Raw genomic sequence first — 22,924 nt, forward strand, 5'->3', positions numbered from 1 at the left:
AAAGTACATTACTGCAAGCACAGTGGAAAGAGAAACATCAATTATCGCATGGTACATTTACAATTACTCACTCCCTGGAAAAGATCGATTCCCAGAGTGATCACATGTGTTCCGGTGCTATACGATTGAATCTCATTAAAGATGACCTGATAGGAATACGCGAAGTAAAACCCACCTTTCTTAAGACCTGCCATGGGTCCGATATTCCATGGATTGAAAAATTGATCATTCAGGAATCTGTAAGTAAGACCAAACCAGTAGTAGTCTTCAAAATCGAAGTATCTGAATTTCATATTCACATCGGTACTGGATCTGCCGTCACTTTCAAACAACTGGAAGAACAAGGAAGGCTCCATTTCCCAATTGGAGGTCTTGTGGGTTTTATACCTATAACCGGTATATAGATAGTAATTACGCAGTCTATTCGGTTCAGATATAGCAAAGATATTAAGATCCTTATTCAGGATGTTAGCAGCGTTAAAACTAGCAAAAAACGGTCCTTTTCTGTAAAGTACCCCTACATCGAAGTTATGATTCGTGGTGGAACGATCATCCGTGATAGACGGGTCAGCATTCGGATCGAATTCATTGATATCAATCCTGAATTGGTTCACATTATAGGATAATCCAAATGAAAGGAAACTATCGTCTCTGTCATTAAGGGTCAGGTGATGCGCAAATGAAATCCTTGCTCCGAATTGGCTGGTATACCCATTTCGGTCATTATAGAACAATATCCCCGTTCCGGAACGTTGTCCGAGTCGGACGTCACCCACAAGGGTCTGGGTATCGGGGGCATCTTTGATCCCAACCCATTGGGTCAGGGCATTACCCCTTACCTTCACATAATCTCCGATCCCGGCATAAGTAGGTGAGATCACAAATTCATTATCGGCCGTATACTGGGTAAAGGTCGGGAGGGTTAGCTCCTGGGCAAGAGCTCCCGTCCCGAATAAGGCCAATGCTGCAACAATCAATTTTCTCATTTTGGTAAGGTTAAGTTTCTTTTATCTATATAAGGTAAAGTGACCTACGAATTCCCGTTCATCCGATTCTCCGTTCAATTTGATCACATACCAGTAATCTCCGGTTGGTAATGGGTTTCCGTTGTATTTACCATCCCAGGACTGACCGATCGTCATTTCACCAACAACTCTACCGTAGCGGTCATAAACCTTGGTAATGATATTTGGATAATGAATTACATTTTCAGGCCCCCAGGTGTCATTATTATTATCTCCATCAGGTGTAAAGAAATCCGGAATATCGATATCTATGTATTCAAGCTCAATAGTTCCTCTCTGCTCACAACCTTTTGCGTCACGTACCACTACTTCATAAACACCGCTTCTGGTGATTCGATAAGTTTCATCATCTCCAACAGATACACCATTTACGAAATATTCATAAGGAGCTCTACCTCCGGTAGCATGCATCGTAAGTTCATTGATGGTCTCCTGTCCCAATGATAGTTCAAGTGGTTGCAGGTTCTCAATCTCGAAATTGATCGTACGTTCACAGCCATATAAGCTTACTGTCATGGTATGCGGACCAGGTGAAAGATCGATGAATGTATTATCAAACTGGTCTTTAGTCTGATCAAGTGTAAAGATCACGTCTTCCAAGGTTTCATCTGCCATTATTACTGTTACTTCGTTGGAAGAAGAGTTACCAACACAGGTATAATTCACCTGAAGTTTAGAATCAAGGTTGATATTCTCTTCCAGTTCAACGATCACATTGGTTTCACAGCCCATGGCATCACGAACGAAAACCACATAGGTTGCGCCGCCTTCAAGCCCTTCAAACAGTAATCTGCCCTCCACGAAATCTGCATCGCTTCTGGAGTTGATCGCTGTATAATACGGAGCAACACCTCCGGTTACCTCAATCTCAAAGCTTCCCGTGTTCTCACCAGCACAATATTCCTGTGACAACACCTTTGGTTCTGCTGTAAGTTTCTCAGGAGCAACAATCTCTCTTTCAAAGATAAATGGTTTACATCCTCTGGAATCCTGAGCAATAATAGTATAGGTGCCTGGTTCCAGATCATAAAATACATTTTCACTCTGGAACTGGTCAAGTCTAGGAGATATCGCATACTGATAGTCACCTGTTCCACCTTCCAGTTCGATCTCTATTGTTCCCAGATCATCGGAACACATCGGATTATAAACTACCGGATCTTTAGCCGATAACGGATTACCTTCTTCGATCTGTACACGTTCCATAACCGAACAATCTTCACTTTCCACATATACATAGTATACTCCGGCCGGAAGATCATAGAACTCATTGGAAGCCTGTGCATCTCTAACCGGATTACTCATATTCTGAGACACATCGAGTAAGGTATACATATAATTACCTAATCCTCCGATCGCCTGCACTTGAACATACCCGGTAGATTCACCGAAACAGCTTACATCTGCAGTTACTTCAGCCATTACCTGAAGAGTTGGCACCTCTTCAATGGAGATCGCGTTTGTAACCTGAGACACACATCCATTCGCATCACGAACATAATATCTATGAGTCCCTACAGGTACTGATATACTGATTGTATTACCAGACATTGCTATAAAGCCACTATCTGCGGAAGTACTATATTCATAAGGCGCTGTTCCCCCTGTAGCCGTCAATATTAGCACTGCATCCGTTGCACAGGTATTAGCAGCATCCATACGGAGTGTTGCAGCAACTTTTGTAGGTTGCGAAATAGTTACCGGAGCCGAGATTCCGTCACAACTCCAACTATCGGTTACCGTTACACTATAGTTTCCTGCAGGAAGGTTTGTAAAGGTATTGGATGACTGAGCTCCGGTACTTGCTGTTATATTTCCATTATCATCAAGGAAATTCAAGATATACAGGTATTGGGCATTCGGATCGATATCCGGACGACCTCCTGATACTCCGTCAACAATAATACTACCTGACTGATCTCCTTCACAAAGAATCTCTGCATTTGCGGAAATTGAAGCAACGATCTGATCAGGTTGAATAAGCTCAACCGTCTCGGTGTCACTACATCCCTGGCTGTCTCTTGCAGTGATCTCATAAGTGCCCGATGCAAGATCAGAGAATACGTTATTAGTACCAAAGTTCTGGATAATGGTTCCACCAGCCGTAAGATTTACTAACTGATATTCATAACCACCCCACCCTCCGGTAGCGTTCGCAGTGATCTGACCACTTTGAGCACAGGTCAGATTCTTAGAAATCTGTGCTACCACTGCAACTGGTGAATCAGGTCCGGTGATCGTGATCGTATTGGAAACTGCCGGACAATATGGATATTCCGTTGCAGTAATCTCAACATGATAAATTCCAACATCAAGACCAGTGATCGTTTCAGGATTAACCGCTGTATTTCCAGTTAATGGACCCTGAACTAAATTATTGTTATTATCAAATACATTATACGTATATGCTCCACTATAACCCGTAACGTCAAACTCCATTTCTCCATCCGCAGCTCCGAAACAAGTTACATTCTTAGTAGCTGTAGCTGATACTGCAATGGTATCATAAGGAGCTACCGTATAAGGAGCTGTTGTAAAGAAACATCCCGTTACATTATCCGTTACCTGGAATACATAATCGCCAGGTGTCGCCAAATCAAAGGTCGCATCGTAAACTCCTGCGCCGGAAGCAACACTCGCTGTTCCCATTGGTAACAGATCAAAAGTGAAGTCTCCCGATCCGCCCGTTACCACCAACTGTACCTGTTCAGCATTCGCACAGCTGATCGCTGTAAGTTGCGTGATCGCCACATTGGTAATCACCGGTAAAGGCTCGATCGTCACAGAAGCCGCTCCAAAACATCCGTTCGCATCACGAACATCGATATTGATCGACTGAGCTACGCCCGTGTCGGATACCATGAAGATATTTGACTCCTGATAGTTTGTACCATCAATACTGTACATATAAGGCGCCGTTCCTCCACTGGCCGTAACCGTGATGGTTGACTGATTCACCCCATTGCTCGCATCGCAGGCAAATTCCGTAGCTTCTGCCAAGGCCGATACAGGATCCGGTTCTAAGATCGTCTCCGTTTTAAATAAGAAACATTTTCTTTCAGACTCCACATGTACTTTATAAGATCCTGCTTCAAGTCCGGTAAAGATCGGTGAAGACTGTGGTCCGGTGATCAGCGTTGTTTCATCCATTTCATACAGTGAATACGTATAGGGTGGATTATTCATTGAAGGATCAAGAATCACCGTAATACTTCCATCCAATCCGCCGTTACAACTCACGTTAGTAGGTTCAGTTTCAAATAATACCGCAGTAGGTAACTCAAGTTCGATTTCTACATTGGCATTACAACCTGCTGCAAGGTCATCATAAACCCATGCTGTATAATTATCAGCTCCCAGGCCAGTAAATTCATTTGAAACCTGAGGTCCTCCGGTTACACTTACTCCTGATCCATCAAAAAGTTCATATTTGTAACTTCCGGAACCACCGGTAGCTCTTACCGTAACGGTTCCATCATTATTGCCACAAGTAGGCTGTGTAATGATTTCTGCTACTAGTGAGGTTGGTTTATAAATATTTAGCGTAATTGAATCCGAACATCCGTTCACATCTCTTACTTCGATGGTATGGGATCCTGAATTTAAATTATCAATAGTAAAGCTATCCCCGGCAGCACTCATGGCAACAGCGCGGAATACGCTTCCGTCAATGCTATAGCTATAAGGATTAACTCCAACATTGGTTAAACTAATTTCAATACTGAAATTACCTTCAGTAGCAGCACATTGATTGGTAACCACACCCGAAATCTCAGGCGATGGATCTTCATCCACAGAAATGGATTCTACCTGAATACAATTATTAGCATCCTTGATATAAACGTCATAATCTCCAGCCTCAACATTGAATACGTTTGCAGATGAACCGGTCCATGTATCTTTATCAGGAGCACTTCCACCACTAACTACCAATTGATATTCATAAGGAGCTGTACCATATTGTCCGATCGCTGTGATCGTTCCCTGGTTAACACCACAATTATCGTTTGTAGCTGTTAAGGAAAGTGCTAGTGCATTTGTGGATTCGGTTATGGTAAACGGATCTGAAGCTGAAGTACAGCCATTGTATCCTCCACCAATTTCTGTAAAAAGAATATAATAAGTTCCCGGTGCCAACGGACCAGCATCTTCAACAGTTTCAGGGCCGGATGAAACCGGTATTGTACCTGCAATCCCGGTTGAAACATTAGATTGTGTTGTAAATATCTCATAACCTACATCAGTTGTGCCAACTTCATAGTTATCGATCGTAAAGCTAACTGAGCCGTCTGCACTTCCTGTACAAGATACCGGAGACACGACATCAAGTGAATTCGTTAAATTCGATGGCGTATCAATAGGTGCTTCCGCTGATTTGAAGTAATAACATTTAGTAACATTATCCTTTACTACAAAAGTATAGGTAACGCCAGGTATCAATCCTGTAAAGATTGTTGAAGCTCCTCCCGGGTCGGTTGGACCCTGATAATCATTTGCTTCATCATCTACATAAGGTGGTTCATACTTTTCAAGAATGGCAAATACATAATCACCCGATAATACTGAAGTTTCAACAGTAACAATTGCTGTTCCTCCAGCAGCACAATCGGTGGTGGTAGTACTCACATCGATGTCTAGATCTTCTGGTGGAGATGCGATAAATTCTACAGTCTGAGCTGCACATCCATTTGCATCTACAACATCCACCTGATAAATACCAAATTCAAGAATTGTAAATGTATAATCTTCTCCTCCGCTGGTAGTAGTATAACTCGCAGAATAACCGTTATTCCCTTTCAGATAATAGGTATACTCTGCTGTTCCACCTCCAACATTCTCTATGGTTATGGTACCATTGCTGGTTCCTGAAGCATTACAGGTAATCGGAGTAAAATCTGTTTCATAAGTAACCGGATCCGGCTCTGTAATCGTGATAGTATCAAAATCTGAACAGCCTTTAGCGTCCGTGATCGTTACTGTATAATCGCCCGCGGTTAATCCAGAAGTCAGACTTCCGAAATCCTCTCCGGTTGTATTGTTAATTACACTGATTGTAAACGGAGCCGTTCCAAGTGTATTATCATAATTGATCTCAATGGCAGCACCCGCTTCTCCACTACACAAAATCTGTGTTGTTTGTGCCAGTGAAACGATATCCGGAACGGTCAACACCGGTACATTAACAGTAGTAGTGGTAACACAACCAATGCTATCAGTGATCCTGAAAGTGTAATCACCGGCTACTGCGGTAGTATAACTAATCGATGTCAATCCTGCTCCAACCGCAACCGGTGCAGTATAGGCTCCTCCGTCATGACTTACTTCATAGGTGTAATCAGGATAACCCCCTTCGATGGTTACATCGATAGTAGCATCCGGACTACCGGAACAATCAAGCTCTTTGGTAAGCAGACTGCTCGCTCTGAATTCCTCAGAAATAGTATGACTCACTGTAGCTGTACATCCATAACTATCTATAACCTCAAAATCATAGGTTCCAGGAATCAGATTGTCAAAAACATTTCCGGATTGTGGGGAACCACCATTTACGCTATAGGTAAAAGGTGCAACACCACCGGTTACATCAATAGTTATAGAAGAAAGGCTTACTGAATCAAAACAAAGCACAGAGGAGGCACCAATAGTTGCTACAGGACTTACCGGAGCATTAATAGTGAATGTATCGGTTACATCACAACCGTTTCCGTCACTCAAAGTAATGGTATAGGTTCCAAGTGCAGTTAGTCCGTTAAAGATATTCGAGGACTGTGGCCCTACGTTGGTCGTACCATCAGGATATGTCAGTGTATATTGATAACTTCCCCATCCTCCTGTTGCGGTGATCACCACGGAGGCATCACCATTACAGGTAAGCGGATTTAATTCATAGCTCAGGCTTAACGCCGCAGTCGGTCCTGCTACCGGTACTGAAGCCGTAGCCTCACATCCCGTAGCCGATTCGGTAACTGTGATCGTATAATTACCCGCAGCAAGATTATCTACTGTGATCGCCCCGGTACTAACACCTGTTGCGCTATCTACAGTACTTCCCGATCCATCAACCACTACATAATCATAGGTAGTGAAATTCGATACCGTAAAGTCTATCGAACCATCCGCAGCTCCAAAACAACTCACATTGTTGCCAAGAGTTCCTACTACGGCGATCGGGGTTATCGTATTGATCGTATAATTCTCTTCATAGGCACATCCACTCTCGTCAGTAACACGGAAAGTGTATGTGTCAGGAGCAAGTCCTGTAAATATACCTGTGGTATTGCTCGCTGCACTGCCCGCAGGTGCGATGATCTCATAAGTAAGTACTCCATTTCCTCCAGTCGCTGTCAGCGTAATATCCGAAGTCAATGCAGGACATACCACAGCAGTAGCACTAATGCTCAGATCCGTTACCGGAGTCAGTGGGTCAATCGTGACAGGAAGACTAAGGGTACAGCCATTCGCATCTCGTACAACCACTGTATAGCTTCCATCGATTAATCCGCTAAAGCTGTTATTGCTGCTGAAGTTCGTTCCATCGATGCTGTACTCATAAGGTGCCGTTCCTCCGGTTGCATTCTGAACCTCAACCACACCTTCGGTGATACAGCTGTATGCCTGAGTGATCGCTGCCGTAGCGGTAATTGCTGTTGGCTCACCCACTACCGCTGTACCACTTACGGTACAACCTTTACTGTCTCTAACTGTATAGGTATAGCTACCCGCAGTTAAACCACTGTACGTAGTTTGAGTGCTGTAACCATTTCCGTTAAAATCTATTTGATAAGGTGGCGTTCCGTAAGCCGTATCTACTACAATACTTACCACACCATCATTTCCGCCGTTACAACTTACATCGGTAACACTTGGCGTTGCCTGTGGTTCGCTGATCGGTTCAACCGTCATCACTGCAGTTTCCACCACACAACCTTCGCTATCCGTAATTTGGAACTGATAGGTTCCATCACTCGAAGCTGTGTATACAAAAGAAGTGCTGCCAGCTGCTAATGCTGCTCCCGCAGTATAACCGCTACCATCCACATTCACCTCATAGCTGTAATCAGGATATCCTCCCGCTATGTTTACAGTGATCGTAGCATCAGGACTCGCTGAACAATCCAGTTCCTTGGTGATCGAGGCTGAAGCCGTAAGCTGTGGTGCCACTGTTAATGCAGTCGCTGAAGTAGCCGTACATCCGTAAGCATCCGTTACCGTTACCGTATAACTTCCAGGTGCCAATCCGCTAAATACATTGCTGTTCTGGTTCGCACCACCATTTAAACTGTAGACATAAGGTGCAACACCGCCACTTACCGTAGCTTCCAGACTCACACCCGTTGCAGGATCGTAACAAAGATCACTCGTTGCCGCTAAGGTCACAGTTGGTGGGACTGCATCCGATATTTGGAAAGTTCCGGATAATTCACATCCATTCGCATCTCGTACTGTATAGGTATAATCTCCTACCTGAGTCAGGTTATTGAAAATTGAAGATGCCTGAGGTCCGCGGAGGGTACCATTCGGTAAAGTAAGAAGATATTCATAGGATCCCCATCCTCCGGAAGCGGTAATAGAAACAGATCCATTGCTGCTGCAGGTTAACGGAGAAACGGTAGCATCAATTGCAATCGGGGAAGGTGGTTGAGCCACCGTAACCGAAGCAGTATCCTGACAATTGGTAGTATTGTCTGTAACTGTGATCGTGTAGTTACCAGCAGGTAATCCCGTTACTTCAATGGTCGCTGCATTTGCTGCAGATCCATTTTGAATTAAGGCTCCCGAACCATTGGTAACACTATAATCATAAGACGTAAAATTAGATACGGTATATCTTATTGTTCCGTCACTATCACCATAACATTGTACATTATTTACAAGATTTCCGATCACTGCTATCGGTGTCACCGGATTGATCGTATAGTTTTCCTGATAGCTACATCCTTTGGCATCGGTAACTCTGAACGTATAGGTGCCAGGCTCAAGTCCGTTGAACACTCCTGTTGTATTTGAGGTTGCTTCCGAAGCCGGAGCAATAATCTCATAAGTGATCGCACCACTACCATTAGTTACACTTAGAGTAAGATCCGCTGTTAAATCAGGACAGGTAAGGGTAGTAGCGGTAAAATTGATATCTGTAGGTGGATTCGGAGGCGTAATCGTTTCCGAATCCGTAACCAAACAGCCATTGGCATCTCTGATATAAAGGGTATAGGAGCCGGGAGCAAGGTTTTCAAATCTTGAATCTGAACCATAATTTGTTCCATCCAGGCTATAGCTATAGGGAGGCGTTCCTCCGGTAACATTTATCGCTTCGATAATCCCTGTATTCGTGCTATTTCCCGCAGTACATATAGCATCCTGAACCAGGTTTGATTCTCCTGCTAATGCACTATCCGGTTGTGAAATAGTTATAGGGTGTTCGAAGGTACAGGTTTGATTTCCATGAATCTGATGTACAAAAAGCACATAATCGCCCGGAGGTAAATTGTCGTAGATACCCGATTCATTTCCTAAAACAGAACCATCTGCATACTGTAATTCGTATTCCAGTTTATATCCTCCGCCACCGGAACCTGGTATAACATTTACGGTTATATTACCGTCATTGGCTCCATAGCAAGTAACATCATTAGGAACAACTGTATAATCCACCGCCGGGATAAGATCAATATGAACCGGATTCGACAACGCTACACAATTATTTCGGTCAATTACTAAAAACTGATACGTACCCTGTCCTCCAAATGGAATATCAAAAATCACACTGGTTTGAAAATCCTTATTGGCGATCTCATCGAAATCATTATAGCTGATAGCGGGCATTGTTGCATCTGAATCTGGTACGTAACTCCAGATCGCATAGGTATGCGGTGTCTTACCACCATTAGAATCCATCTGAATATTCCCCTGATCACAAACGATATGTTGTGATACACGTGCAGTAAGCGAAAGTGTTGAAGAACTTTGAATCGTAACCTCTTCAGAATAGGTACAACCATCGGTAGTTGTAATACTTACAACATAATCTCCGGTTGGCACATCGGTAAAAGTGTAGTTATTATCATTATCCGGACCATAGGTATCGACCAGATTTCCGTCACCGTCCCTTAATTCGTAGCTATATTGCGGATCGACATCATTGATCGAGATCGAGATGGACCCCATATCAGTAGGACAATATGGATTCGTAACATCAACATCAACGGTAAAGTCTCTGTTTACGATAGCGATGTTAGGTACTGAGAATAAACATGGCTCACGATCAGAACTGGAAAAATCTATTCCGGTCTGTCTGATGAATACGGTATAGACTCCTTCTGCAGCGATATCAAATACATTACTGGTTTGCCATGAAGCAGAGTCAACATTAAAGTTACCCGGATCATTGGTTAGCGCAAATTCATACCCTGAACCTACATTGGTAACTGTGATTTTACCCTGGGCATCGCAGAAAATATCCTTTTTATTTACAACCGGATCTACCGAGTTTTCATAGGCTTTGAAATAGAAACGGTTGAAACATCCATTTTGGTAAGTTGCCACAAAACGATACTCACCCGGACCGTCAAGCACATAATCTTCATCTGTAGATACGGTAGTCCAGGTACAACTATTCGAACGTGTAGGACAATCATCGATCGCTTCGTCAGCACATCCATCGTTCAATCTTTGCCATTCAAAAGAAACCGCATCATCAAAAGTAACATCCAGAACTCTGTCATCGTTCGTTCCACAAAGGTAGAACTTAGGCAATTCTGTTCCGTCATTGGTACAGGTTACGATCTCATCTGCCATTGGCAGGAATGGATTTGTGATACCATTACTAAAAGCTACCACGGCAATATCTTCATTAAAGCTAAGACACGGAGCCGGAGCGGTTTTGATAACGCGATAATTCCCTAAGGAAGTCGCATCATAGGTCTGACCAGTTGCACCGGGAATATCTGAATAAGAACCATCCCCGTTTTGTTTTTGCCATTGATAGGTTTCAAAACCACTTCCCGCAGTTAATGTCGCTGAAGAACCACATAAGAACACTTCCCTTGAAAAATCACAATCTCCAAGATCTACCAGGAAATTCGTTGCGCCGGGAATTCCTAGATTACAGGAATCAAACCCAGCCACTGAAGGATCATCCGAAACTATTGCTTTATTGATCTCTCCTGTATAAGAAGCATAAGCTGTATTTTGGATTAGGTTAGAACACGCATCTCTAAGTTCAAAACAATTATCCTTTACTTTAACCTTTAATTTTATCTCATATTGCGGATCACCGATCTCCACATAGGTATCGGGAATATTAAAAACGATCTCATGGGTAACGGGATCATAGGTATAAGTAACCGATTCACCGTTTATACTGTTCGGTAAAATAATATCAGCCTCAATAGGATCCACGTTTACCGGAAGTACATCACGAAGCACATAATCCTGAGCATTATCATTACCGATATTCTGGAAACCAAGGTTATAATACATTTCCTGACCGAGAGTAACCCCATCTCCGGAAATATCATTTCCTAAAAGGTCTTCCACGGTCTTGGTAAGTAAAATATTAGGCTCTATAATCTCAACAGAAATAGTATTAAGAAATACACCATAACCATCTCCATTGGTTTCAACTCTTACAGTTACACCAGTTTCATTATTCCCAATGATTCCGTTGTTAGTATTATTCAGTTCAAAGATATCAGCATCGAAACCTAAAGCGTTGAAACCTTTTGGTTGTCTTGTTGTAACATTAGCACCATCAACAGTAATACTACTGTTAAAGAAGTTATTGTTACTTCCCTGATCGTTTGGAATATCATAGAAATCTGTTGGATCCGGGTTCCCATCTGCAATAATTTGCATACGGTCATTAGTCTTTGCATAATCCCCTTCCAGAGCACCAACTCCTAATCGCGCTCTAACAGGTCCAGTTGGAATGGTTTGAAATCCACCATAACTAAAATCTAGCTGATTATCCACTCCTCCACCGCCAACAGCGGCATATCCGTCGAAAGTAGAAATATATTTTCCGGGAAGATTAGGATCTTCATAGATCAGTACCAGAATCCAACCTGCACCAGATCCACCATTTTTATAACCCTGGTTCGCACGTACGTTAGCAACAGTATAAGTACCGTTTGGATCCGCAAGCGCCGTCACATAATCTGTAACGTCTTTGTAACATACATAAGAAGTTTCATTATCCCGGTTCGTTGGCGAGCCATAATACTGCCAGTCTGCGGTAAGATCCACATATGGTTGCCCCGGTACCATAAGCTTTGCCTGATTCCAATCATTCTTGATCGGAGTATTTTCATCATTGTCATGCGGATATATGGCGGACCAGTATAAACCGGCATAGACAATTCGCGAACATTCATCCAATGCAAGATCAGAACTTGAAGAACTAAATGTTTTTGTATCTCCGTCGATATCAATATAGGCTACATCCACATCATTATTATCCTGTGTACCGTTGTAATCGGCATTCGGATTAGAAGAAGGATTGAGAATGTTATTGGATAACATGATCAATTCTCCCTTGATATTTGTAGTATAGCGCTGTTCAAAGGTTTTTCCTACCTGAGCAGAAACCACAAAATTGCCTGCAAATAAAATGAAGGCAAGGAGTAGTAGGTTGGTTAATTTAGAGTAATTTTTCATCATAGCATATCAATTTGGGGCTCAATACTATTCGATTTGTTTTGGGACTTACGAACTGCCTACCGGCATAATCCATATATCGTTCTTATACTTTTCCCGGATTCCGGAGCGATAGGAGCTCATGGCCTTTTTCCAGGTCTTGTATTTTTCCAGATATACGTACTTGTAATTGTTTACTGGGTTAATATATATTTCTGCTTTAATCCCTTGTTTGTCTAATGAATCGACAAATTTTTGGGCGTAGGTCATATCCGTATAAACGTTAGCTACAATATAATAGCCATTGGGGTCTTTTTCTACAGTCGTCGTTTCATCGAGACTGGCATCAGCAAGAAGTTCTTCCTGTGGTAATGCCTTGCGATAAGGCGCCATCAAAGATGCAATATACCGTTCAGTACATTGTGAAATACCTGCTTTATTGCGTTGTAAATACTCTTCATAGGAAGTATTGATCAAACCTGATCCCTTACCTATAGTAGTATTACTGGCCGACTTGTCAGAGTTGGCTATCTCGTTATTATCTTCAGTATAATTATCTTCCGAATCTTTAGCTGCGTTATCCGCTGAAGCGATTGCGGTATTAGAAGGTTGAACACTTGCAGGAATATCATCATTAGTAATGTTATAAACCCATGTGCTTCCGGAATAGGTTCCGTTATAATCGTGTGCCTTGGCATCATAAGCAGCAGATTTACTATCATATTTATCGATATAAACATACTTCAATCCGTTTGCTTCAAAAACACCTGCATCTATACCATCGCCTTTAAGTTTATCCAGGAATTTCTGTGTATAATAGTCACCTTTATAAACATTAGCAATCACATAGGATCCAGTAGGCATACCAGCAACATAATTTCCTGTTGATAGAGAATAGGAATCTTGTCTTTTTGCAGAAGTGGAGCCTGTTGTAGTATTAGCTGCAACCCTTGTATTATACTTTTTGGTATTTTTTTGGTGTTCTTCCTGCTGTGATTCCATAGCAGCTCTAAGCGCCCGTTCTCTTATATTATCAAATTTATCTTCATCGAAGGCAAGACCATTATCCAGATCATTTTTCATCTTCATGATCTCATCTCTGACTTCACGGGCCTTTTCGGGATCATTGATATCTTTCACATAATGTAAAAGATAGGCGAACCTTTTATTCACTTCCCGTTGTTTCGCTTCATTAATGGAATCTTGTCTGAACATCATTTCTTCCCTCCTTCTTTGATTCTCTGCGATCTCTTCCTGAAGCTTATTGATAGAATCTTGTGCTTCTTCATCCAATTCCACGATCATTCCATCTTCTTCGATATCTTTCAGAACCATATCTTCCGTAAGGTTTGGCTGGAATGAATAGGCAAAATGCACTTCATGAGTTACACCAAAATTCGAAATCTGATCTTTTAATCCCTTTTCTATGGTATATCCAATTGAGATTCTTTTATTCAGGTTAAAGCCGAGTCCTGCAGAAACACCATAGAATTCATCATATCCGGCCTGGGCCCAACCTACTTTTGGCAGATCCAGGATCAAACTTCCGGATAGGTTGATATCTTCCTCCCCTACCCGTCTTACTCTCGAAAGAGCACTTAATTTACCTTGCTCCATAATACCATTGGTGTTTTTAAACCGTTTGGTATACATCAGGTGTCCGGTAAATGTTTTTTCACTGAAGCTGGTAAGAGATTCACCTGCCTTCAAATTGTAATCAAAGAGATTCTCAGCATAGATACCAACATCGAAGCTTCCTACAGACAGATTGAAACCTGGTTGAAATGAAAGCATAGAACTTCCATTAAGTTCCATTAATACCGGGTCATTAGGTTGCGCAGAACTTAAACCACTCTGATCAACACCACTGTCATAATAAGAAAGGTTGAAGCCGAAGGTAAGGTTGCTCAGATCAGAAAGTTTAACTCCGTATGCATAGTTCGCCATTACCCCAAAATTTGAGATCGTTGCGAATTTCTGATGGTAGATACTCAACCCAAGTCCCGAACGATCCCCTATTCTTCCTGAATAGCTGGCAAGAAATGTTTGGTAATTGTCATCGAATTTAACCCATTGATTTCTATGATAAAGATTCAGATAACTTTTATCCTCCTGTACGGTGGAGAAAGTAGGGTTAATAAGAAAACGATTAAATTTCAATAAATTCTGGGAAGGTATATTGATGGGTGCCACAGGCTGATCTTCCTGACTGAAGAGCCAGGAGCCGCATAGCATCAAAATCATCATTATGAATAACTTCCCTTTCATTATTATACTTACTTGATAACGGTAATTGTACCTTGTTTAAGCGTTTCTTTTCCTCGGGTAATTCTGTAATAATATACCGGTGGGTTTCCAGCCTGATAAGTTATAGAACCTGATTGTGGCCAATTATTTTGGTAATCTGTAACAGAAAATATCTGAGTACCTGCCTGGGTATAGATATTTACATTGATTTCAGGATTATAGGCATATGCAGAAGGCAATACCCACAGATCATTTACACCATCACCATTCGGGGTGATCACATTCGGTACAGCATAGCTTAATTGATAAACCACTTTTATAACTTTCATCACTTCACAACTACCTACCATCGCTTTCAGAATGTATTCCCCTTCCGTAGAAAGTGTCACCGAAGAGGATGAAGATAATTGGTTATAATCGGCATCAAACCATTGATAGCTTTCCGCACCACTAGCTGAAACGATCTTTGTATCGCCTTCATTAAGTATGATAGTGTCCGGAGCATCAATCTGAACAGCCTCTTCATCAAAACCATCGATAGTAACGGCCTCTGACATAGCTGAACAATTTCCCCTGGTAATTTTAACACTGTAAAGACCTCCTGAAGTAGTTTGCATACTCGAACCGGTGGCAGATAATTTCTGACCATCTTTATACCAGGTATACACATAATCGGTGTTGAGCACTGAAGCGGTTAACGTAACTGCTGTTCCTCCGTCACAACTAACTTCTCCATCAATGATGATCACAGGAATTTCATTTACTCCCATCACAATATTCATCGCATTTGATTCAATGGCTTCCGATTCAGTGATCATAACCTTCAATGCATATGCACCGTTCAGTGCGTTTTCATCAAGAACAAGCGTTCTTTCAGTTTTACCTTCCAGATCATTTCCATTATATACCCATTGGTATGAAAAGCTTTGTAAACTGGACTCGTCCAGTGTTTCGTATCCATTTTCTGTATCTACAGAAACAGAATTCAAGGAAAGAGTAACCTCTGACGCACAAGAAGTATAATCGTCTGCCGTAATCTCCGCAACATATCCGGAAGCTGTACCAATAGTTATGGTTTCAGATTTCTTTTCAGAAACACATCCGTTCACCGGGAAGATCTTAACATAATAACTTCCGGCTTCGGTAATATCGAGTGAAGCACCGGTTGCATCCGTGATCAATGTGTTATCCTTGTACCATTCATATTTACTCACTTCTGCTGACGTACTGGCACTTAAAGTTATCGTCTGACCTGGATATAATGTATTTCCGCCACTATTAGATAACGTCAGATCAACTCCGGTGGCAGTTAGCTTAACATTATTACTAGTTTCAGTACAACCACCACTTGGCTTTTCAAGTTCTACGTAATAAACACCTTCAAAATCTGCGTTTGAAGCATCGATCTCGTATGAATTATTACTGGTTTTTTCAAGAAGTTCGCCATCTTTATACCAGGCATAGGTCATGTCAGGATCAAAGAAATTGGTAGTCAGTGAATAGGTTTCTCCCTCACACAAAAAGATCTCGCTATCTCCTATTAATTCTATTCCCACAGAAGCTTCAATAAAAACTTCAACAAGATTAGAAGCAGTAGATACCGAGCAATATTCTCCATAATCAACTTCTGCAAAATAGATACCCGGTTCAGATACTTCTATGGAAGCTTCTTTTTCTCCGGGGATCAATACCATGTCTTTATACCAGTTATAAGCCTTTTCATCAGGGTAATTATCTACCGAGAGAAAAACAGTGGTTTCTTCGCATACTGCCTGCTCTTCATAGTTATTTACGACTAGAGCATCCGTAACTTTTAGATAGTGTGCTGTGAAGACATCACTTGCAGGACTTGTAAGAGCAGGTTTGGTGCTTCTTACGCGTACCTTGTAACTATTACCGGAAACCGATTCCGGCATAGCGAAGTTGAAATCAAAATCGAAAGTGGTGTTTTTGTCAGACAATCTGCTTAATTCTACAGGATTGCTGAAAGATCCCGATACATCGGAAAGCTCGAGGACAAATTCATTCGTTGAATCCACCATCTTGGTTGGATTCCAGGAGAATGAAACTGCGAAACTGTTGAAACCTGTAGATGCGCACGCGTCTGAAAAACCCAATACGGGTTTTTGCAATTCCTGTGCACGGAGAGAAGTTACGCCTGAAGCGCAAGCGACCACCATAAGCAGGCACACAGTTTTTGGGATTCGTAGCAAATTCATAATAGTTTTTGGTATTAATTTGGGTACTTACAAAGTAAAAGCATTTGAAATTAGTAACCTAAAGTTATGAGATTTTTTCAACAGCTATCCACATTTGTGGTGAAAACGCTATTTATATATGCCAAGCGATTAATTTATAAGGTCTTGAAAGTAGAATTCTAATTATTATACCATTCGGTATGGTCTTAAACTACAAGAAATAAAGGGCTTTAGCTTAAAAAACATGTGATTTTACGTAATTTTGCCACTTTAAGATAAAACTATGGCAGAAGAAGTTAAATCACTGAATTTTATAGAGCATATCATAGAGGAAGATCTGCGCAACGGATTTGACCAAAACAGTCTCCGTTTCCGTTTTCCTCCAGAACCTAACGGTTACCTGCATATAGGACATGCAAGTTCTATATGTTTGAATTTCGGACTCGGACTGGAATACAACGCACCGGTAAACCTTCGTTTTGATGACACCAATCCTGCCAAAGAAGAGCAGGAATTCGTTGATGCGATCAAAAAGGATGTTTCCTGGCTTGGTTTTGAGTGGGATAAGGAGTGTTATGCTTCCGATTATTTCCAACAATTGTATGACTGGGCCGTTTACCTAATTCAATCAGGTAAGGCTTATGTAGATAGCCAGACTTCCGAAGAAATGGCTGCTCAAAAAGGTACACCTACCCGACCGGGAACGGATAGCCCTTACAGAAACCGAAGTGTGGAGGAGAATCTGGATCTTTTTGAAAGAATGAAGAAGGGTGAATTTGAATCCGGATCACATGTTTTGAGAGCAAAGATCGATATGAACTCTTCAAACATGTTAATGCGTGATCCTGTAATGTACAGAATTCTCCATAAATCACACCATCGTACCGGAGATACATGGTGCATTTACCCTATGTATGACTGGACTCATGGTGAGAGCGATTATATCGAACAAATTTCACATTCACTTTGTACGCTGGAATTCGCAATGCACCGCGAACTCTATGAATGGTTTCTGGAACAGGTTTATGATACTTCACAGGTAAAACCAAAGCAACGTGAGTTTGCACGTAGAAATCTGAGTCACACCGTTGTAAGTAAACGTAAGTTACTTCGTTTGGTTCAGGAAAAGGTCGTAACCGGATGGGATGATCCGCGTATGCCAACTATTTCCGGATTACGCAGAAGAGGTTATACGCCGGAATCAATCCGAAAATTTGCTGATACCATTGGAATTGCAAAGCGTGAGAATCTGATCGATGTTTCATTACTCGAATTTTGTGCTCGTGAAGACCTCAATAAAACAGCGCCAAGAGTAATGGCTGTTTTGGATCCGCTTAAAATTGTGATCACCAACTATCCGGAAGGAAAAACCGAATATGTAACCGCTGAAAATAATCCGGAAGAGGAAAACGTAACCTATAGAGAATTACCTTTCTCCAAAGAGTTATATATTGAACGTGAGGATTTTAAAGAAGAAGCAAACCGAAAATTCTTCCGTTTAAAACTCGGTGGAGAAGTACGACTTAAGAATGCGTATATCATCAAGGCGGAAAATGTGATCAAAGATGCTGATGGTACAATACTTGAAGTGCATTGTACCTATGATGAATTGAGTAAAAGTGGTAGTGGCACTCCCGAAAGTATGCGCAAAGTTAAAGGTACCCTTCACTGGGTTTCAATTCCGCATGCTAAAAAAGCTGAAATTCGTGTATACGACCGTCTGTTTACAGAAGCTGAACCGGATGGACATGAAGACAAAGACTTTTTAGAATTTATAAATCCGGATTCTCTGAGTATTGTCGAAGGTTACATAGAACCCGGACTGGTAGAAGCGGCAGCCGGAGAGCGTTTTCAGTTTCAGAGAATCGGCTATTTCTGTGTTGATCCGGATAGCAGTAAAGAAAATCCTGTTTTCAATAAAACTGTTGGATTACGTGATTCCTGGGCTAAGATCGCTGAAAAGTAAAATAGCCATAAAATAATGTTAAAATGAAGCCCTTTTTTAAGGGCTTTTTTTTATATCTTTATGTAATATGTTAATAATTAACTAATTGCCTCCTATCTGCTAAATATTCTGTTTACCTTTCTAATAAATATTTCGATCACAGATCACTTAAAAATTCATTATTATGAGCAATAACACAGGAAACACATTATTAGCATTATTAACAGGTGCTGCCATAGGTGCCGGAATTGGAATTCTTTACGCACCCGAGAGCGGTTCTGCAACCAGAAAACGAATTAAGAAAAATGCTAAAAAAGCACAGAAAGAATTCGAGAAACAATATGCCAGAACCAAATCAGACTTTAATGAAAAGGTTTTTCATGCTAAAACTCAATTTGATACGAAGCTAAATGACACGCTCAATACTATGAGTTATAAAGCGGATGACATTATAGATGCATTGGAAAACAAATTAGACGAGCTGAAGAATAAGAATGCTAAATTGAAAAAGGATACCACTATTGAAAAAATAGAAAACGAAATAGCGAAGGCTACCAAATAATATATGGCATTGAACGATCTTTCAAAAAACGTCCAGGATTTTAACGATAATGCTCACGAATTATTCGAACAAAATTATGAGTATTATAAGTTAAACCTGTTCAAGAAGATAACAAAAGGCATCTCAGCGATGGTGCAATTCGCACTCATCGTTGCGGTGCTTTCTCTTGGATTATTTATGTTATCCATGGCCTTAGGCTATGCGTTAGGTGCTTGGTTAGAGAATGTAGCATTAGCTTTTGTACTAATCGGTATTTTCTATATTATTGTTGCAGTACTGATATTTACAATATTTCGCAAACCTATTGAACGCAAAATACTTATCATAGCTTCTAAGGAATTTTATGATTAACCAAATAAACTGAGGCTAATGAAAATTTATACTTCCTTCGAAGATGTCGACAGAGATCTTAAAATCTTAAAGCTTAAAAAGGAAATTCAAAAAGAGCAATTAAAACTCAGCATCAACGAAGCTAAGGAAAATTTTTCCTTCATGGGTGTTGTTGGCAAATCTGCGGGGTTTGTTATAAAAAGAATACTCACGCTGAAGTTGATCAACAAACTCTTTAAATAAAAAAATCGGAGATTATACCAATAGGTCTTATCTCCGATTTTATTTTAGAACAACAAGGTGCGATTATTCCTTATTCTTTTTATTTTGTTGTTTCATCGCCTCCCCTATTTGATTACTTGCCGTAAACGAAGCAACCATATTATTTAACATATCACTACCGGCCTGAGGAGAATTAGGCAACAAAATCAAATTACTATTGGTTTCTTCACCAATCGCCTGAAGTGTATCATAATGCTGAGTAACCACGATCAAAGCACTGGCTTCCTGAGAATTAATTCCAACTTTATTTAAAACTTCAACGGATTCTTCAAGTCCCCGCGCAATCTCACGACGTTGATCCGCAATACCCTGTCCTTGTAATCTTTTACTTTCGGCTTCAGCCTTAGCCTTCTCAACGATGAGAATTCTTGCTGCATCTCCTTCAAATTGAGCAGCGATCTTTTCTCTTTCAGCAGCATTGATACGGTTCATTGCCGATTTTACCTGTGCATCTGGGTCGATATCCGTTACCAGGGTTTTTATAATATCATAACCATACTCAAGCATTGCATCCTGCAATTCTGCTTTTACAGCAATAGCTATATCATCCTTCTTTACGAATACATCATCGAGTTTCATTTTTGGCACTTCTGCTCTAACAACATCGAATACATAAGATGTAATCTGATCATGCGGATATTCCAATTTATAGAAAGCCTCATAGACTTTGTCTTTGATAACCACATATTGCACAGATACTTTTAGTTTAACAAAAACATCATCAAGAGTTTTTGTCTCTACGATAACATCCAATTGCTGAATCTTTAGACTTAACCTTCCTGAAATAGTATCGACAATAGGAATCTTTAACTGTAAACCTGAATTACGGATACTATGAAATTTACCAAATCGCTCTATTACAACAGCTGTCTGTTGTTTGACGATAAAAAAGAATTTGAATAATATCAGTAACGATACTATTATGATCAACGGAAAATAAAAAACAGTCATAATTTATAGTTTAAAGCTTTGTGAATTTACAAAGTAAGATCTAAAGTATAGGTAACATAAATCAGTTAAATGTTACAAATTATTTAAAAGTCCATAAATAACAAAAGCCCATTAAATATACCATAACGTATATTTAATGGGCTTTATCACTCCCTGTTTCTGTTTTATCCAAGTATTTTCACTGCATTCCTAAGTCTTGCTGTTGTTTCTTTTTTACCAAGAAACGCCATTATATCGAATACATGTGGTCCTTTCATTTCACCAACAAGAGCTAAACGAAGTGGGGGCATAATTTTACCAAAGCCCAGACCTTCCGCAGCGATCCAGTCTTTAACCGCCGTTTCTGCAGCCATAGAAGTAAAATCATCAATCTCTTCTAATAGGTCTATAACACTATTGACATACTGATCAGTATCTTCCTTCCATTGTTTCTTCACAGCCTTTTCATCAAAGGATTCAGGCGCTATAAACATGTAGGAAGCCAAATCCCAGAAATCTGCAATGAAATCTGCTCTTTCCTTATTTAAAGCAACAACTCCGGTTACAAACTCCGGACTAGCCATTATTCCCTTAGCTTCCAGAAAAGGCAAAAATTTAACGGCCAACTCTTCATTTGGATGAGCCTGCAGATAATGGTGATTAAACCATTTGATCTTCTCCGGGTCGAAACGAGCTCCGGATTTATTTACTCTGTGTATATCGAAAGATTCAATAAGTTCTTCCATATTGAAAATCTCCTGTTCCGTACCAGGATTCCAACCTAATAACGCAAGAAAATTAACCACCGCATCCGAGAAATATCCGGATTCCCTATAACCGCTGGCCGCATCACCATTTACAGGATTCCAGGCCAATGGGAAAACAGGGAATCCTAATTTATCACCATCCCTCTTGCTTAATTTACCCTTACCCGTTGGTTTTAAGATTAATGGTAGATGTGCAAATTCGGGGGCCTTCCAATCAAAAGCACGATATAATAAAATATGTAATGCCATTGAAGGTAACCATTCCTCGCCTCTTATAACATGAGAGATTTCCATCAAATGATCATCGACAATATTGGCAAGATGATAGGTCGGCATACCGTCACTTTTGAATAATACTTTATCATCCAAAATATTGGTGTCGATTTCAATTTCTCCACGAATCAGATCTTTTAATAAAAGTTTTTCATCCTGCGGTGACTTAAAACGAATCACATATTCTTCTCCATTCTCAACTCTGGCCTGTACTTCTTCTGGAGATAAGGCCAAAGAATTCTTGAGTTTTAAACGATTATGCCAGTTATAAATAAAGGTTTTGCCTTTTTCTTCATGCTCTTTTCGATGTGCATCCAATTCCTCTGCAGTATCGAATGCATAATAAGCCCATCCACTCTCAATTAGTTGATCAGCATAGGCTCTGTAAAGATGTTTACGCTCGCTTTGCCTGTACGGACCATACTCCCCTTCCGTTCCGGGACCCTCATCATAGGGCATACCACACCAAAACAGAGATTCAGAAATATATTCCTCTGCACCTGGTACATAACGAGTCTGATCTGTATCTTCTATCCTGAGAATAAACGTACCGTTATGCTTTTTAGCGAACAAATAATTAAACAATGCTGTACGTACCCCACCTATATGTAGAGGACCTGTAGGACTGGGAGCAAAACGAACCCTGACATTATTACTCATCGTATATTTTTTGCGCAAAGATACAGGTTCTCTCTTGAGAATTAAAACAAACGAAATGTCATGGTATCTTCTAT

General features: G+C 40.8%; 10 protein-coding genes. 4 read left to right on the forward strand and 6 right to left on the reverse strand.

Annotated elements, in window-relative coordinates; all coding sequences use genetic code 11:
• Window positions 1-41 precede the first annotated feature (41 nt).
• The 4 genes from DMZ48_RS01900 to DMZ48_RS01915 are packed head-to-tail and all read right to left on the reverse strand — an operon-like array spanning window position 42 to window position 17,122.
• A complete protein-coding gene (locus DMZ48_RS01900) occupies window positions 42-986 on the reverse strand; it encodes a PorP/SprF family type IX secretion system membrane protein (RefSeq protein WP_143953406.1) in 945 nt (314 codons plus the stop codon).
• Window positions 987-1,007: 21 nt separating this feature from the next.
• Window positions 1,008-12,680 carry a T9SS type B sorting domain-containing protein gene (locus tag DMZ48_RS01905; protein WP_143953407.1) on the reverse strand — a complete coding sequence of 3,891 codons (11,673 nt, stop codon included), beginning with the start codon at window positions 12,678-12,680 and terminating at the stop codon, window positions 1,008-1,010.
• A gap of 45 nt (window positions 12,681-12,725) precedes the next feature.
• Window positions 12,726-14,903: a PorP/SprF family type IX secretion system membrane protein gene (locus tag DMZ48_RS01910; protein WP_242009076.1), complete on the reverse strand. Its 2,178-nt coding sequence runs from the start codon at window positions 14,901-14,903 to the stop codon at window positions 12,726-12,728.
• A 29-nt stretch (window positions 14,904-14,932) separates the two neighbouring features.
• Window positions 14,933-17,122: a T9SS type B sorting domain-containing protein gene (locus tag DMZ48_RS01915; protein WP_143953409.1), complete on the reverse strand. Its 2,190-nt coding sequence runs from the start codon at window positions 17,120-17,122 to the stop codon at window positions 14,933-14,935.
• 262 nt (window positions 17,123-17,384) lie between these two features.
• Here DMZ48_RS01915 and DMZ48_RS01920 point away from each other — a divergent pair, with 262 nt between their 5' ends.
• The 4 genes from DMZ48_RS01920 to DMZ48_RS01935 all read left to right on the forward strand — a co-directional run bounded on the left by DMZ48_RS01920 (window position 17,385) and on the right by DMZ48_RS01935 (window position 20,181).
• Window positions 17,385-19,067: a glutamine--tRNA ligase/YqeY domain fusion protein gene (locus DMZ48_RS01920; protein ID WP_143953410.1), complete on the forward strand. Its 1,683-nt coding sequence runs from the start codon at window positions 17,385-17,387 to the stop codon at window positions 19,065-19,067.
• Between the two features lie 163 nt (window positions 19,068-19,230).
• Window positions 19,231-19,608 carry a YtxH domain-containing protein gene (locus DMZ48_RS01925; RefSeq protein ID WP_143953411.1) on the forward strand — a complete coding sequence of 126 codons (378 nt, stop codon included), beginning with the start codon at window positions 19,231-19,233 and terminating at the stop codon, window positions 19,606-19,608.
• Window positions 19,609-19,611: 3 nt separating this feature from the next.
• Complete coding sequence (locus DMZ48_RS01930; protein WP_143953412.1) at window positions 19,612-19,959, forward strand: phage holin family protein; 348 nt, start codon at window positions 19,612-19,614, stop codon at window positions 19,957-19,959.
• Between the two features lie 18 nt (window positions 19,960-19,977).
• Complete coding sequence (locus tag DMZ48_RS01935; RefSeq protein ID WP_143953413.1) at window positions 19,978-20,181, forward strand: DUF6327 family protein; 204 nt, start codon at window positions 19,978-19,980, stop codon at window positions 20,179-20,181.
• Between the two features lie 63 nt (window positions 20,182-20,244).
• Here DMZ48_RS01935 and DMZ48_RS01940 read toward each other — a convergent pair whose 3' ends face one another.
• On the reverse strand, window positions 20,245-21,171 hold the full coding sequence (locus DMZ48_RS01940; protein WP_143953414.1) for an SPFH domain-containing protein: 927 nt from the start codon (window positions 21,169-21,171) through the stop codon (window positions 20,245-20,247).
• A gap of 164 nt (window positions 21,172-21,335) precedes the next feature.
• Window positions 21,336-22,850 (reverse strand): glutamate--tRNA ligase, encoded by a 1,515-nt coding sequence (gene gltX, locus DMZ48_RS01945; protein ID WP_143953415.1) that lies wholly within the window; start codon window positions 22,848-22,850, stop codon window positions 21,336-21,338.
• Window positions 22,851-22,924 lie beyond the last annotated feature (74 nt).

Source organism: Robertkochia solimangrovi, from assembly GCF_007279655.1.
GTDB lineage: Bacteria > Bacteroidota > Bacteroidia > Flavobacteriales > Flavobacteriaceae > Robertkochia > Robertkochia solimangrovi.

What these genes read in the sequence shown, in the direction of transcription:
- DMZ48_RS01900 (WP_143953406.1), bottom strand. Translation starts at nt 986, where the DNA reads ATGAGAAAATTGATTGTTGCAGCATTGGCCTTATTCGGGACGGGAGCT.
- DMZ48_RS01905 (WP_143953407.1), bottom strand. Translation starts at nt 12,680, where the DNA reads ATGATGAAAAATTACTCTAAATTAACCAACCTACTACTCCTTGCCTTC.
- DMZ48_RS01910 (WP_242009076.1), bottom strand. Translation starts at nt 14,903, where the DNA reads ATGATGATTTTGATGCTATGCGGCTCCTGGCTCTTCAGTCAGGAAGAT.
- DMZ48_RS01915 (WP_143953409.1), bottom strand. Translation starts at nt 17,122, where the DNA reads ATGAATTTGCTACGAATCCCAAAAACTGTGTGCCTGCTTATGGTGGTC.
- DMZ48_RS01920 (WP_143953410.1), top strand. Translation starts at nt 17,385, where the DNA reads ATGGCAGAAGAAGTTAAATCACTGAATTTTATAGAGCATATCATAGAG.
- DMZ48_RS01925 (WP_143953411.1), top strand. Translation starts at nt 19,231, where the DNA reads ATGAGCAATAACACAGGAAACACATTATTAGCATTATTAACAGGTGCT.
- DMZ48_RS01930 (WP_143953412.1), top strand. Translation starts at nt 19,612, where the DNA reads ATGGCATTGAACGATCTTTCAAAAAACGTCCAGGATTTTAACGATAAT.
- DMZ48_RS01935 (WP_143953413.1), top strand. Translation starts at nt 19,978, where the DNA reads ATGAAAATTTATACTTCCTTCGAAGATGTCGACAGAGATCTTAAAATC.
- DMZ48_RS01940 (WP_143953414.1), bottom strand. Translation starts at nt 21,171, where the DNA reads ATGACTGTTTTTTATTTTCCGTTGATCATAATAGTATCGTTACTGATA.
- gltX (WP_143953415.1), bottom strand. Translation starts at nt 22,850, where the DNA reads ATGAGTAATAATGTCAGGGTTCGTTTTGCTCCCAGTCCTACAGGTCCT.